At 65.1% G+C, this 13,119-nt stretch carries 16 protein-coding genes; 13 read left to right on the top strand and 3 right to left on the bottom strand.

The features are described from left to right. Positions 1–8 precede the first annotated feature (8 nt). The 13 genes from CEW87_RS11630 (at position 9) to CEW87_RS11570 (ending at position 10,263) form a co-directional block, all read left to right on the top strand. Positions 9–953 carry a homoserine kinase gene (locus CEW87_RS11630; protein WP_108973165.1) on the top strand — a complete coding sequence of 315 codons (945 nt, stop codon included), beginning with the start codon at positions 9–11 and terminating at the stop codon, positions 951–953. A 68-nt stretch (positions 954–1,021) separates the two neighbouring features. Then, a complete protein-coding gene (locus CEW87_RS11625; RefSeq protein ID WP_108973164.1) occupies positions 1,022–1,795 on the top strand; it encodes a BPSS1780 family membrane protein in 774 nt (257 codons plus the stop codon). A gap of 5 nt (positions 1,796–1,800) precedes the next feature. Then, complete coding sequence (locus CEW87_RS11620; protein ID WP_199917006.1) at positions 1,801–2,571, top strand: BPSS1780 family membrane protein; 771 nt, start codon at positions 1,801–1,803, stop codon at positions 2,569–2,571. Further along, positions 2,531–3,247: a nicotinate-nucleotide adenylyltransferase gene (nadD, locus tag CEW87_RS11615; protein ID WP_108973161.1), complete on the top strand. Its 717-nt coding sequence runs from the start codon at positions 2,531–2,533 to the stop codon at positions 3,245–3,247. Before CEW87_RS11620 ends, nadD begins: the two co-directional genes overlap by 41 nt. Then, the gene (gene rsfS, locus CEW87_RS11610) at positions 3,244–3,612 is read left to right on the top strand and encodes a ribosome silencing factor (RefSeq protein WP_108950896.1); all 369 of its coding nucleotides are present in this window, start codon (positions 3,244–3,246) and stop codon (positions 3,610–3,612) included. The genes nadD and rsfS overlap by 4 nt, the downstream gene beginning before the upstream one ends. Continuing rightward, the gene (gene rlmH / locus CEW87_RS11605) at positions 3,613–4,083 is read left to right on the top strand and encodes a 23S rRNA (pseudouridine(1915)-N(3))-methyltransferase RlmH (RefSeq protein ID WP_108973159.1); all 471 of its coding nucleotides are present in this window, start codon (positions 3,613–3,615) and stop codon (positions 4,081–4,083) included. Positions 4,084–4,105: 22 nt separating this feature from the next. Continuing rightward, a complete protein-coding gene (locus CEW87_RS11600; protein WP_108950894.1) occupies positions 4,106–4,726 on the top strand; it encodes a Maf family protein in 621 nt (206 codons plus the stop codon). Positions 4,727–4,864: 138 nt separating this feature from the next. Continuing rightward, on the top strand, positions 4,865–6,319 hold the full coding sequence (gene rng / locus CEW87_RS11595; protein ID WP_108950893.1) for a ribonuclease G: 1,455 nt from the start codon (positions 4,865–4,867) through the stop codon (positions 6,317–6,319). Next, on the top strand, positions 6,316–7,272 hold the full coding sequence (locus CEW87_RS11590; RefSeq protein ID WP_199917005.1) for a prenyltransferase: 957 nt from the start codon (positions 6,316–6,318) through the stop codon (positions 7,270–7,272). The genes rng and CEW87_RS11590 overlap by 4 nt, the downstream gene beginning before the upstream one ends. Next, on the top strand, positions 7,269–7,937 hold the full coding sequence (locus CEW87_RS11585) for an HAD family hydrolase (protein WP_108973157.1): 669 nt from the start codon (positions 7,269–7,271) through the stop codon (positions 7,935–7,937). The genes CEW87_RS11590 and CEW87_RS11585 overlap by 4 nt, the downstream gene beginning before the upstream one ends. Before the next feature lie 61 nt (positions 7,938–7,998). Beyond that, on the top strand, positions 7,999–8,598 hold the full coding sequence (ruvA, locus tag CEW87_RS11580; RefSeq protein WP_108973155.1) for a Holliday junction branch migration protein RuvA: 600 nt from the start codon (positions 7,999–8,001) through the stop codon (positions 8,596–8,598). A 44-nt stretch (positions 8,599–8,642) separates the two neighbouring features. Next, the gene (ruvB, locus tag CEW87_RS11575) at positions 8,643–9,701 is read left to right on the top strand and encodes a Holliday junction branch migration DNA helicase RuvB (RefSeq protein ID WP_108973154.1); all 1,059 of its coding nucleotides are present in this window, start codon (positions 8,643–8,645) and stop codon (positions 9,699–9,701) included. A gap of 208 nt (positions 9,702–9,909) precedes the next feature. Further along, entirely contained in the window at positions 9,910–10,263 is a 354-nt protein-coding gene (locus CEW87_RS11570; protein WP_108973152.1) for a hypothetical protein, read from the top strand. A gap of 39 nt (positions 10,264–10,302) precedes the next feature. Here the strand turns inward: CEW87_RS11570 and CEW87_RS11565 are convergent, their stop codons facing one another. From CEW87_RS11565 to CEW87_RS11555, 3 genes are all read right to left on the bottom strand, one after another. After that, positions 10,303–11,493, bottom strand: coding sequence for a class I SAM-dependent rRNA methyltransferase (locus tag CEW87_RS11565; protein WP_108973150.1), 1,191 nt, complete (start codon positions 11,491–11,493; stop codon positions 10,303–10,305). Between the two features lie 78 nt (positions 11,494–11,571). Further along, positions 11,572–11,979, bottom strand: a complete 408-nt coding sequence (locus CEW87_RS11560; protein WP_332871673.1) for a helix-turn-helix domain-containing protein — start codon at positions 11,977–11,979, stop codon at positions 11,572–11,574. 224 nt (positions 11,980–12,203) lie between these two features. Beyond that, positions 12,204–13,115 carry a tyrosine recombinase XerC gene (locus tag CEW87_RS11555; RefSeq protein WP_108973146.1) on the bottom strand — a complete coding sequence of 304 codons (912 nt, stop codon included), beginning with the start codon at positions 13,113–13,115 and terminating at the stop codon, positions 12,204–12,206. Positions 13,116–13,119: the final 4 nt, after the last annotated feature.

The following is a 13,119-nucleotide window of genomic DNA, read 5'->3' as shown; positions in this document are numbered from 1 at the left end:
GAGTTTTCATGTCTGTTTTCACCCCCGTGCCCGAAGCCGTGCTCTCGCAGTGGCTGAAAAACTACGCCATCGGCCGCCTCATCGAGCTCAAGGGCATCTCAGCCGGCGTGCAGAACAGCAACTTCTTTGTCACCACCACGCTTGGCCGTTATGTCCTGACGCTGTTCGAGGGCATTGGCCGGGCAGAACTGCCGTACTACCTGCACCTGATGGCCCACCTCGCCCGTCACGGGTTGCCGGTGCCGGCGCCGATTGCCAACCGGGACAACGAGTACCTCGGCACCATCGAGGACAAGCCCGCGGCGCTGGTCATGCGCCTGTCCGGCGCCTCGGTCATGGCGCCGGACGAGCACCACTGCACGCGCGTCGGTGCCATGCTCGCCGGCCTGCATCTGGCCGGCATGTCCTACGGCCGGCGCCAGCCGAATCCCCGCGGCCCGGCCTGGCGCACCCAGACCGCAGCGCGGGTGCACGCCTACCTTCCCGAGGCCGAGCAGGCGCTGCTCGACCGCGAAATTGCGTTTCAGGCCACCGTCGACACCGATGCCCTCCCGGCGGGTGCCATTCACGCCGACCTGTTTCGCGACAATATCCTGTGGGACGGCGAAGTCATCGGTGGTGTCATCGATTTCTACTTCGCCGGCAATGACACCCTGCTGTTCGATGTCGCCGTCACGCTGAACGACTGGTGCTCGCTTGACGACGGCAGCCTCGACCCGGTTCGCAGTGATGCATTTCTGCACGCCTATCACGCCGAGCGCCCGTTCTCCGACGCCGAGCGCGCCGCCTGGCCGGCCATGCTGCGCGCTGCAGCGCTGCGCTTCTGGCTATCGCGGGCGGAGGATTTCCACCTGCCGCGCGAGGGCGAAATGGTGCTGGTAAAGAATCCGGACGAATACCGCGACATTCTGCGGCAACGCATCGCCTGGTCACCCGCCTTGCCCGCGGTTTGAACTCACCCACCCAATCGGCTAGCATCGACCACGCGTCGCTGCACCGCAGCGACTTCCGGACCCACTGAATGCCTGCAACGCCGCCTTCGCGCCACTACCATCCCTTGCCGCAGCCCGGCACGGTTACGCCAGCCCACGCCCTGCAGTGGGTGGCGACCGGCTGGCGCCTGTTCCTGCGCAAGCCCGGCGTATGGATGGTGCAGACACTGATCTTCATTCTCGTCATTGCCGCGCTGGGCTTCGTGCCACTCATCGGCTGGGCTGCGGCACCCGTCGCACTTCCGGTGCTGGTGGCCGGACTCGTCGCCGGAGCGGATGCGCTCGCCAGAGGGGAAGCGCTGCGGGTCGACCATCTGTTCGACGGCCTGCGCCTTCACGCAGGCAATCTGCTGCTGGTGGGCGGCTTTCATCTGCTCGGCGCACTCATCGCAGCCCTGATTGCTGCCGCAATCGGCGGAAGCGCAGTGTTCACCGGCTCGATGATGGGCGCGTTTGGCGGCATGGGCATGGCCGCGGGCGGCATGATGCTGGGCGTGCTGGTGTTTTCCGTGCTGTGGGGGCTGTTGATGATGGCCTTGTGGTTTGCCCCCGCACTGGTCATGCTGCACGACGTTGCACCACTCGACGCCATGAAGCTCTCCGCACAGGCCTGCTTCCAGAATCTGCTCACCTTCGTCGTCCTCGCCGTCATGCTGTATATCCTGGGCTGGATCGCCATGTTGCCTGCAGGACTTGGCGTCTTCGTCCTCATCCCGGTGCTGGCCGGAGCACTCCAGGCCGCCTGGCGTGATACCTTCTCGCCCCCGAAGGCGCTGCCACCCGCAGCGCATCTCACAGAATAGAAATCATGCAAGCGAATCAACTTCCCATGCAGCGCGGCTGGGGCTGGCTGCGCGACGGCCTGACGCTCTGGCTTCGCAGCCCTGCCCTGCTGAGCTTTCTCGCATTCGGCTATCTGCTGGTGCTGCTGGTGATCAGCATTTTTCCGCTCATCGGCCAGCCAGCCGCTTCGCTGCTGATGCCGATCCTGTCACTCGGCGTGCTCAACGGTTACCGCGCCGTCGCGGCCGGGCGCAAGGTCGGCCCGGACGTCCTGTTCTCAGGCTTCAAGAGCAACGTGCAGAGCCTGGTCACCATCGGCGGCATCTATCTCATCGCCAGCGTCCTGGTACTGGCGCTGACTGCGCTGGCCGATGGCGGCGGCCTGTTCGCCGTGATGACAGGGGGAAACGTGGATGACGCAGCCATCACCGACTCATCCCTGCCTCTCGCCATGCTGCTTGCCGTCGCACTGTCCACACCGGTGGTCATGGCCTACTGGTTCGCGCCGGTGCTGGCAGGCTGGTGGAACATCACCGCGCCCAAGGCGATGTTCTTCAGCTTCCATGCCTGCCTGCGCAACTGGCGCCCGTTTCTCGCCTATGCCATCGGCCTGATGATCTTCGGCGCGTTCATACCCGGCATCGTGATCGGGGTGATCGGGCTGCTGTCTCCGACGCTCGCAACCATCCTCACCGTGCCCTTGCCGCTGATTCTGATTCCGGTCGTCTTTGCCAGCTTCTTCACCTCGGCGCGCGATGTTTTTGGCCTGCCTGACGAGGTCATCATTGACAAGTAGCAGCGCCCGACCTGGCCCGCTCGGTCTGCTGGGAGGGACTTTCGACCCCATCCATCTGGCCCACCTTCGGCTCGCCGAAGAGGCGTGCGAAGCGCTCGCACTGGACAAGGTCAGACTGATCCCCGCGGGTCAGCCACCGCACCGCGGCGAACCGGGCTCGACACCCGACGACCGCCTGCACATGGCACGCCTTGCGGTGAGCGGAAACCCGCGCCTGGAGGTAGACGACGGCGAGGTCCGTTCGCCTCGCAAGAGCTACACGGTGCTCACCCTCGAGCGCTTGCGTGCAGAAGTGGGCCCCGAGCGGCCGCTGGTGCTGATACTTGGCGCCGATGCCTTCCAGGGCCTTCCGACATGGCACCGCTGGACGGAGCTGTTCGAGCTCACCCACATCGCCGTTGCCAACCGTCCGGGCTACGCACCCCACGGCCGACGCTGGCCGGGCGCCCTGTCCCCCGAACTCGACGAGGCCTGCCAGCAGCGCCAGATCACCGATCCCGCGCACCTGCGCGAGCGCAGTTGCGGTTACGTGATCCCGTTCGACATGACGCCCCTGGCCATTTCTGCTTCACTCATCCGCGACCTGGTCCGTACCGGTACCAGTCCGCGCTATTTGCTGCCCGATTCCGTTCTCGACTATATTGGGCTGCATCACCTTTACGATAATCACGAATGAACACATCCCAGCTGGAAAAGCTCGTCGTTGCCGCGCTCGAAGACATCAAGGCGCAGAACATCGAAGTCATCAATACCGCCAAGCTCACTGCCCAGTTCGAACGCATCGTCGTCGCCAGCGGCGAATCCAACCGCCAGACGCGCGCACTCGCACGCAACGTGCAGAACAAGGTCAAGGAAGCGGGCGGCGAAGTCATCGGCGTCGAGGGCGAGGAAACCGGCGAATGGGTGCTGGTCGATCTGGGCGATGTTGTCGTCCACATCATGCAGCCCGCCATTCGCAGCCACTACAACATCGAAGAACTGTGGGCCACCACGCCCGCTGCAAGACGCAAGGCCGCCGAGGCCGCACGCAGCGGGGAATAAGTGAAGTTGCTCGTCGTTGCCGTCGGCCACCGCATGCCCTCTTGGGTGGAGGCCGGTTTCGACGAGTTCGCGCGCCGCATGCCGCGCGAACTGCCGCTGCAACTGGTCGAAATCAAGGCAGAACCGCGTACCTCGGGCAAGACGGTCGAGGCCATGATGGCCGCAGAAGCGACACGGCTTGAGGCCGCACTGCCGCCGCGCTGCCGCAGGGTCATCCTCGACGAACGCGGTGCAGACCTCAGCAGCATGGCGCTGGCCCGTCGGCTGGAAGACTGGCAGGGCGAAGGCCAGGACGTGGCGCTGATTGTGGGCGGGCCGGACGGCCTGTCTCCGGCCTTCAAGGCGACCGCAGCCGAATCCGTGCGCCTGTCCAGTCTCACCCTGCCCCACGCGCTGGTGCGCCCCCTTCTGGCTGAAGCCCTTTACCGGGCCTGGAGCATCACCCGGAATCATCCTTATCATCGCGAATGAGCGAACCACCAGGAACCGTCCCATGTCCGCCATCCCGCCCCGCATCTACCTCGCGTCGAAAAGTCCGCGCCGTCGCGAACTGTTGCGACAGATCGGCGTGCAGTTCGACGTCATGACCTTTCGCGGTGGCGAGCGCGGCGAGGACGCCGACGTCGACGAGACACCGCTCCCTGACGAAGATGTCGAACGCTACGTCGAACGCCTGGCGCTGACCAAGGCAGAGGCCGGCATGCGTCGGGTGATGTGGCGCAAGATGACGCGACATCCGGTGCTCGCCGCCGACACCACGCTTGAGCTCGACGGCGAGATCATCGGCAAGCCGGAGAGCGCGGAAGACGCCCGCGCCATCCTCCAGCGCCTGTCCGGGCGCACCCACCGCGTGCTCACCGCGATTGCCGTCACCGACGGCGTGCGCACACGCAGCCGCATCTCCAGCAGCGAGGTAAGCTTCCGGGAACTCTCCGAAGCCGACATCCGTCATTACGTGGCGAGCGGAGAGCCCATGGACAAGGCCGGCGCATACGGCATCCAGGGCCGGGCAGCGATGTTCATCCGCGAGATCCACGGCAGCTACTCCGGCATCATGGGGCTGCCGCTGTTCGAAACTGCCGAGTTGCTGGAAGTCTTCGGTTACCCTCTGTAAGCTTTCCCGCTTGCTGTAGCGCCCCCTGTCAGCCGGCCTCTCCCGGCCACAGGCGGGAGCCGGCGTGATCCGATGAGCCATGCGCAATGGCAGACAGCCCGACTGCCATTGCGTATTTCCCATTGGGTTCAATCCATCATGAGCATCGAATTCCTGATCAACTTCACCCCACAGGAGACGCGGGTCGCCATCGTCGAGCAGGGCGTGGTGCAGGAGTTGCACGTCGAGCGTACAGCCAGCCGCGGCATCGTCGGTAACGTCTACCTGGGCAAGGTGGTACGCGTACTGCCGGGCATGCAGTCCGCCTTCATCGAGATCGGCCTCGAGCGCACCGCCTTTCTCCACGTTGCCGACATCTGGAGCGAGCGCCAGCATGGCGAAGCGGCCAAGCCGATCGAGAAGATCCTGAACGAGGGTCAGAGCCTGCTGGTCCAGGTCCTGAAGGATCCGATCGGCACCAAGGGCGCACGCCTTTCGACTCAGGTGAGCCTGGCCGGGCGCCTGCTCGTGTATCTGCCGCAGGAAAAGCACATCGGCATCTCGCAGCGGATCGAGGACGAATCCGAGCGCGAACAGTTGCGCGAACGCCTGACCCGCCTCGTCCCCGACGACGAGCCCGGTGGTTTCATCGTGCGCACCATGGCGGAATCCGCCAGCGACGAGGAGCTTGCCGCCGACATCGCCTACCTGCGCAAGCTGTGGAGCGAGATCCGCAACACCACCGTCGGCGCCTTCCCGCCGCGACTGCTGCATGAAGACCTCGGCCTCGGACAGCGGGTGCTGCGCGACCTCGTCAACGAAGAGACCACCCGTATCCGTGTCGACTCGCGGGAGAACTTCCAGAAGCTCACCGCCTTTGCTGCAGAGTACTCGCCCAAGGTGCTGCCACTGCTCGAGCACTACACCGGCGAGCGACCGCTGTTCGACATCTTCAACGTCGAGGAGGAAATCCAGAAGGCGCTTGCGCGCCGGGTCGACCTCAAGTCGGGCGGCTACCTCATCATCGACCAGACCGAGGCCATGACCACGGTCGACGTGAACACCGGCGGCTTCGTCGGTGCGCGCAACTTCGACGACACCATCTTCAAGACCAACCTTGAAGCCACGCAGACCATTGCGCGCCAGCTCAGGCTGCGCAACCTCGGCGGCATCATCATCATCGATTTCATCGACATGGAGAACGTCGAACACCGCGAGATGGTGCTCGACGAGTTCCGCAAGGCGCTCGCCCGCGACCACACCAAGATGAGCATCAACGGCTTTACCGCGCTCGGTCTGGTCGAGATGACGCGCAAGCGCACCCGCGAGTCGCTCGCGCACCTGCTGTGCGAGTCCTGCCCGACCTGTGGCGGCCGCGGCGAAGTGAAGACCGCGCGCACGGCCTGCTACGAGATCCTGCGCGAACTGCTGCGCGAGGCACGCCAGTTCAACGCGAAGGAGTTCCGCGTCCTTGCCGCACCCAATGTGATCGACCTCTTCCTCGACGAAGAGAGCCAGTCGCTGGCGATGCTGTCCGACTTCATCGGCAAGAAGGTCTCGCTCCACCCCGAGGCGAGCTACACCCAGGAACAATTCGACATCGTGCTGCTGTGAGCCACCCCGCCGAACCCGCACCGGGCGCGTTTCCGAACCGCGCGGTCCTGCTCTTTCTTGCCACCCGCCCGGCGTTTCTGTCGGTCACCCTGGTCGCATGCCTGATCGGGCTGGCCTGCGCGCACCGCAGCGGCGCATCCATCGACTGGATGACCGCAGTCTTCACCCTGCTCTTCGCCCTCGTCGCGCATGCCGGGGTCAATGTCATCAACGATTATCACGACGCCGAGAGTGGTGCAGACGCGGCGAACACCAAGCGGCTGTTTCCCTTCACCGGCGGCAGCCGCTTCATCCAGAACGGCGTGCTGAGCGCGGCCGAGACCGGCCGCTTCGGCTATGCCCTTCTGGCTGCAGTCGTGCCAGCCGGCCTGTGGCTGACCTGGCAAGCCGGCGCGGGGCTGATCGTCATCGGCATCGCGGGGCTCTTCGTCGGCTGGGCCTACTCCGCGCCGCCACTGAAACTGATGAGCCGGGGTCTGGGCGAACTGGCGATCGCGCTGGGCTGGCTCGCGGTGGTGGTCGGCACCGATTACGTGCAGCGCGGCAGCTTCAGCCTGCTGCCGTTTGCAGCGGGCGTGTCCTATGCCCTGCTGGTGGCAAACCTCCTGTTCATCAACCAGTTCCCCGATCACGACGGCGATGCCGCCGCGGGTAAACGTACCCTCGTCGTCCGCCTCGGCCCGCAGGTCGCCAAGTGGGGCTACCTGCTGATCGCAATCCTTTCCTACACCTGGCTGGTAGCAATGGTGACGATTCATGCGCTGCCGCAATACGCGGCTGCCGCCGCGATGACGCTGATCCTCTCATTCACCTCAGCGCGCGAGCTCATCGCCGATGCGAGCACGCCCGACGAGCTTGCCGCCCCGATCAAGCGCACCATCCTTGCGACCAACGTGCATGGCCTGCTGCTTGCTGCCACGCTCGCCTTCGCCCAATCCGGAATCTCCGCATGACCGCCTTCGACCCCCGCCCCGTCCGCGCCATCATCTTCGACATGGACGGACTCCTGCTCGACTCCGAGCGCATCGCCTACGCAATCGGCCGTGAAGCAAGCGAGCACCTCGGACTGCCCTGGGATCATGAAGTTGCGATGCGCATGATCGGCATGAATTCGCGCGACGGCTACCGCCTGCTGCAGGACGCCTTTGGCCCGAGCTTCCCGATCGACGAACACCAGGCCGAGTTTGGCCGCCGTTACGAGCAAGCCATCGTCGACGGCCGCTTCCCGCTCAAGCCGGGCGTTCCCGAACTCCTCGACCAGCTCGCGCTGCGCGGACTGCCGGGCGCGGTCGCCACCTCCACCCGGCGCAGCCGGGCACTGCCCAAGCTCGAAGGCGTCGGCATCCTGCACCGGCTGAAGGGCGTAATCGGCGGCGATGAAGTGCGTAACGGCAAACCGGCACCCGACATCTATCTGGCCGCGGCGGCCCTGCTTGAGACGCCGATAGCGCATTGCCTGGTCCTCGAGGACTCGAACACCGGCGTGCGCGGCGGACTGGCTTCAGGCGCCCAGGTGGTGATGGTGCCCGACCTTCTGTCCCCCGCAGAGGATGTACTGGCGCGTGGCATCACGGTGATGAACGACCTCCACGAAGTCGCCCGCCGCCTGGCCGACTGACCCCACCCGAAACCCGCCGCAGCCGTTCAACAGACAGGCAGCGGCACCCGGAGCCCTACTGATGATCGGACGCATCACCGGCACGCTGCTGGAAAAGAACCCACCCCAGATTCTGGTTGATGCCAACGGCGTCGGCTATGAAGTCGACGTGCCCATGAGCACCTTCTACAACCTGCCGGCGACAGGCGAGCGGGTCAGCCTGCACACCCACCTTGCGGTGCGCGAGGACGGTCACTTCCTGTACGGCTTTGCCACCGACGAAGAGCGCACCGCCTTCCGCCAGCTGCTGAAGATTTCCGGCATTGGCGCACGCATGGCGCTGGCGGTGCTGTCCGGTCTGTCGGTCAGCGATCTCGCCCAGGCGATCGCGCTGCAGGAGGCAGGCCGCCTGGTGAAGATTCCCGGCATCGGCAAGAAGACCGCCGAACGCCTGCTGCTCGAGTTGCGCGACAAGCTCGGCAAGGCCCTGCCCAACGCTGGCGGCATTCGCCTTGCCGCGGGCGTCGACGCCGCACCGGACGCGAAGAGCGATATTCTCAACGCGCTGCTGGCACTGGGCTACAACGAACGCGAGGCCCTTGGCGCCATGAAGGGGCTGGGCGAGGACATCGGTGTGTCGGACGGCATCCGAGCCGCACTCAAGCTGCTGTCGAAGGCATGAGCATTGCTCCGCACAGCCTGTCGCCAAGTCGCTAAACTCTCGCCATGATCGAAACTGACAAGCTGCGCTCGGCCGCACCCGAAAGGCTGATCTCCGCGGAGCCCACCGACCGCAAGGAAGACGCCATCGAGCGTGCCCTGCGCCCCAAGCGACTGGCCGAGTACGTCGGACAGGCGAAGATCCGCGAGCAGCTGGAGATCTTCATCGAAGCTGCGCGCAACCGCAAGGAGGCGCTCGACCACGTCCTGCTGTTCGGCCCGCCGGGTCTGGGCAAGACCACGCTGGCCCATATCGTCGCTGCCGAGATGGGCGTCAATATGCGGCAGACCTCCGGGCCCGTGCTGGAGCGCGCGGGTGACCTCGCCGCCCTGCTCACAAACCTCGAGCCGCACGACGTCCTCTTCATCGATGAAATTCACCGCCTGTCACCAGTGGTCGAGGAAATCCTCTATCCCGCGCTGGAAGACTTCCAGATCGACATCATGATCGGCGAAGGCCCGGCCGCACGCTCGGTCAAGCTCGACCTGCCGCCGTTCACGCTGGTGGGCGCAACCACCCGCGCGGGCATGCTCACCAACCCCTTGCGCGACCGCTTCGGCATCGTCTCCAGGCTCGAGTTCTACACGCCGGACGAACTTGCCTACATCGTCAGTCGCTCCGCACGGCTGCTCAACGTCAGCATCGACGACGCCGGTGCGCTCGAGATCGCCCGGCGCGCGCGCGGCACCCCCCGCATCGCCAACCGCCTGCTGCGCCGGGTGCGCGACTATGCCGAGGTGAAGTCCGGCGGCGACATCACCAGTGCGGTCGCAGACGCAGCGCTGGTGATGCTCGACGTCGACGTGCTCGGACTCGATCTGATGGACCGCAAGCTGCTGCTGGCAATGCTGGAAAAGTTCGGTGGCGGCCCGGTCGGCCTCGACAACATCGCCGCGGCGATCGGCGAATCCTCCGACACCATCGAAGACGTCATCGAGCCCTACCTGATCCAGCAGGGCTACCTGCAGCGTACCCCGCGCGGTCGCATGGCAACGCATTCGATCTGGCAGCATTTCGGCCTCAACGCCCCGCGCCTGCCGGGCAGCGACCTGTTCGGACAATAAGCGCCGAAATGGCAGCGGGCCTGCTTGTAATCGTATCCGCGATCGGGATCCTGCTCCTTCTGGCTCGCCCATCACGCAAACCGAAGGACCGCAGGAAACATGCTCGCGGGAGCCGTCTGACTGAAAAGGCGGCGAACAGCGCTTCTGCGCATGCGGCGCGGGACACGGACAGTGCCTGCGGCAGTGATGACTGCGACGGTGGCGACTGATGCGGACCTTCCAGGTGCTGATGCTCACGCTCTGTCTGGTTGGCGGCCTGCACCTGCTGCTGCAGGCACCGGAATTCTTTCTGCCCGACAGATGGGACCCGGCCTTCGGTCGCCAGTTCGACGCCACCGCCTCGAGAGTGCTCGGTGGCGGTCTGCTGGCGATGGCGGCGATGGCGCTGATCTTCCTGCGCCACCATTTCTACGCCGAGGTGCGACGCCTGCCCGGCGCCGCCATGCAAAAAATCTACTTCGGCCTCGTGCTCATGGCACTCGGCCTGATCACGCTGGCTTTCAACCTCGCCGACCTGGTGCCGAACCCGGATCGCGCCCCGTCGGCCAGCATCCAGCGCTGAGCGGAAGCACGCCTTCGCGGCCCCCGCCCGTGTGGGCAATCAGCCGATCTGAATCGCAAGTCCCTTGAGGTACTCGCCTTCGGGCACGGCCAGGCCGACCGGATGGTCGGGTGCAGCGGCCAGTCGATGCAGGATGCGAGCGTCGACGCCGGCATCACTTGCCGCACTGGCGACGATCTTCTGGAACATCTCCAGCCCGATGCCACCGGAGCAGGAATAGGTCATCAGGATGCCACCCGGCGCCAGCAGGCGGAAGCCGAACAGGTTGATGTCCTTGTATGCGCGCGAGGCACGTTCGGCGTGAGCCGCGGACGGCGCAAACTTGGGCGGATCGAGGATGATCAGGTCAAAACTGCGCTCTTCGGCACGCAAACCGCGCAGTGCCTCGAACACATCATCCTCGCTCCATTCGGCACGCGCGGCATCGAGTTGCGGGTTGAGCGCCAAATTGCGTGCGGCGGTGGCAAGTGCGGGGCCGGACGAATCGATCGACAGCACGCTGCTCGCCCCACCCGCCAGCGCCTGCAGGGAGAAGCCGCCGGTGTAGCAAAAGCAGTTCAGTACCCGCCGCCCATGGGCAAGATCGCCGGTGAGCTTGCGGTTGTCGCGCTGATCAAGATAAAAGCCGGTCTTGTGGCCACCGACCACATCGACCTCCATCCGCACGCCATTTTCGACGATCTGCAGCCCCTCGGCAGGCAGTTCGCCGAAGGCAATTCCGGCGCGCGGCTCCAGGCCTTCCAGCCTGCGCACGTCGGAATCCGAGCGTTCATAGACGGCGGCGCAGCCCGTCGCCTGCACCAGACCGGCCACGATGGCATCGCGCCACTTGTCGGAGCCGGCACTGGTGAGCTGCAGCACAACGACGGAACCGTAGCGATCCGCGATCACGCCCGGCAATCCATCGGATTCGCCGTGGATCAGCCGCTGACCGTCCTGCCCGCGCAACATGGGATGCGTCTCGCGCCGGGCGACGGATTCAGCGACCTTGCGCTTGAAAAAGGCGTGATCGATTGCCGCTTCGGCATCCAGTGACCACACCCGGGCACGGATCTGTGACTCGGGCGACCACGCTGCACGCGCCACCACCTTGCCGTCGGCAGCGACCACATCGACCGTGTCGCCCGGACGGGCGCGGCCTTCGAGATGATCGACAGAGCCGGCGAAAATCCAGGGATGACGACGAAGGACGGTGCGTTCCCTGCCGGGACGTAGATGAAGGCGAGCCATGGATGATGATCCAGCAAAAGGGCGCCAAGTTTAGCCCTTACCAGCCTCCTTGCGCCACCGCCCTGCCAGCACCCACCGTCAGTCGCCGAGCAGGCGCCGGGCGCGATCCGCGGTATCGATCAGATCCGGAAGCTCGCGTGAGCTCATCAGATGACCAAAGTGGTGCAAAGCGCCCGAGGACACATAGAGGTGGCCGTTCTTGCGCCGGGACACCCAGCCGAGCTCGACAAGCCGTGCCACCTTGCGGCGAACGGTCTCACGCGGGAGGCCGGTGGCCGCCGCAATCGAATAGGCATTACAGGGCTTGAGCGTGCACTCAGGCAAGCCTTCGCCGTCGACGGCGCCTGAACTTGGCGTGCCGATATTGTGCAATGCAATTTCGCCGAGCAGGATGGGCAGCATGATGTCGCGATCGAACTCTTCGAACCAGCGCTTCATGTTCCGGACTTCATGCTTTGCAAGCAGCAGGGCAACATCCCGGAGCATGCGCTGCTTTTTTATTTTCTCTGCGGGCGGAGCTTCGATTCCAGCATCCATGGAAGCCTCATCGGGGGCGAAAGGTTCAGATGTCATAAGCATCCTTGCTTGCGGCTCAGTGCCTTGTACGCACATCGCCGCTTATTATTTATTGTTGATTGATGCACGACAGCATAGCCGATCGCGAATGAGTATCAGCATTTATCGATACCCAAAATGGGGAACGCTACAGCCTATTCCTTCGCCTTCCGTGCCCGCGGATGAGCGGCATCATAGATCCTGGCGAGGTGCTGAAAATCAAGGTGCGTGTAGACCTGGGTGGTCCGGATGCTGGCGTGGCCGAGCAGTTCCTGAACCGCACGCAGGTCCCCGCTCGACTGCAGCACGTGGCTGGCGAAACTGTGACGCAGCATGTGCGGATGGACATGCACGCCCAGGCCCACCGTACCGGCTCTCAGGGTGAGCCTGCTGCGAATCGCCCCCGGGCTCATTCGTCCGCCCGTACGCGTCACGAACAGGGTCGGACTGCCGACCGGCACCTGCCCGCGCACCTCAAGCCACTGCCTGACCGCCTCGACCGCCTGGCTGCCGACCGGCACGCTGCGCGTCTTGCCGCGCTTGCCGCGCACCGTCACCATGCCGCCCTCAAGATCGCTCGCATCATCGAGTCCAAGCCCGGCGAGTTCGGACAGGCGCAGACCTGACGAGTAGAACAGTTCGAACATTGCCAGATCGCGAATCTCGAGCAGGCTGTCGGCCGGGGCGTCGAGCAAGGCCTTTGCCTGATCGGGAGACAGCACGCGCGGCAGTGTCGCCGGCGATTTTGGTGCACGAATACCGTCCACCGGATTGTGCTTGAGCCCATGGTGGCGGATCAGCCACCGATACAGGCCGCGCCAGGCCGACAGGCAGCGCGCAATCGAGCGCCCGCCCAGGCCTTCTGCATGCATGCGCCCCACGAAGCGGCGAATCTCGGCCGCGCTCAGGGCACCGGGGTCGCGCCCCTGTGCAAGGCTGTGCAAGCGCAGCAGATCCCGACGGTAGTTCTCCAGCGTCAGCGCGGCGGCACGGCGCTGGGTCGCAAGCCACCCCAGATAGCCTTCGACCCAGACCGGTGCCAGCGCTGCGGCAAGTGGCTCAGGCATGCGC

This window comes from Parazoarcus communis, assembly GCF_003111665.1.
In the GTDB taxonomy this organism is placed as follows: Bacteria; Pseudomonadota; Gammaproteobacteria; order Burkholderiales; family Rhodocyclaceae; genus Parazoarcus; species Parazoarcus communis_B.
This window is presented reverse-complemented; position numbering and strand designations above follow the sequence as displayed.

Bases quoted from the DNA above. Each gene is read 5' to 3' on its own strand.
- CEW87_RS11555 (WP_108973146.1), bottom strand. From the start codon at position 13,115: ATGCCTGAGCCACTTGCCGCAGCGCTGGCACCGGTCTGGGTCGAAGGC.
- nadD (WP_108973161.1), top strand. From the start codon at position 2,531: ATGTTTTTGGCCTGCCTGACGAGGTCATCATTGACAAGTAGCAGCGCC.
- ruvB (WP_108973154.1), top strand. From the start codon at position 8,643: ATGATCGAAACTGACAAGCTGCGCTCGGCCGCACCCGAAAGGCTGATC.
- CEW87_RS11570 (WP_108973152.1), top strand. From the start codon at position 9,910: ATGCGGACCTTCCAGGTGCTGATGCTCACGCTCTGTCTGGTTGGCGGC.
- CEW87_RS11585 (WP_108973157.1), top strand. From the start codon at position 7,269: ATGACCGCCTTCGACCCCCGCCCCGTCCGCGCCATCATCTTCGACATG.
- CEW87_RS11565 (WP_108973150.1), bottom strand. From the start codon at position 11,493: ATGGCTCGCCTTCATCTACGTCCCGGCAGGGAACGCACCGTCCTTCGT.
- ruvA (WP_108973155.1), top strand. From the start codon at position 7,999: ATGATCGGACGCATCACCGGCACGCTGCTGGAAAAGAACCCACCCCAG.
- CEW87_RS11625 (WP_108973164.1), top strand. From the start codon at position 1,022: ATGCCTGCAACGCCGCCTTCGCGCCACTACCATCCCTTGCCGCAGCCC.
- rsfS (WP_108950896.1), top strand. From the start codon at position 3,244: ATGAACACATCCCAGCTGGAAAAGCTCGTCGTTGCCGCGCTCGAAGAC.
- rng (WP_108950893.1), top strand. From the start codon at position 4,865: ATGAGCATCGAATTCCTGATCAACTTCACCCCACAGGAGACGCGGGTC.
- CEW87_RS11600 (WP_108950894.1), top strand. From the start codon at position 4,106: ATGTCCGCCATCCCGCCCCGCATCTACCTCGCGTCGAAAAGTCCGCGC.
- CEW87_RS11560 (WP_332871673.1), bottom strand. From the start codon at position 11,979: ATGCTCCGGGATGTTGCCCTGCTGCTTGCAAAGCATGAAGTCCGGAAC.
- CEW87_RS11620 (WP_199917006.1), top strand. From the start codon at position 1,801: ATGCAAGCGAATCAACTTCCCATGCAGCGCGGCTGGGGCTGGCTGCGC.
- CEW87_RS11630 (WP_108973165.1), top strand. From the start codon at position 9: ATGTCTGTTTTCACCCCCGTGCCCGAAGCCGTGCTCTCGCAGTGGCTG.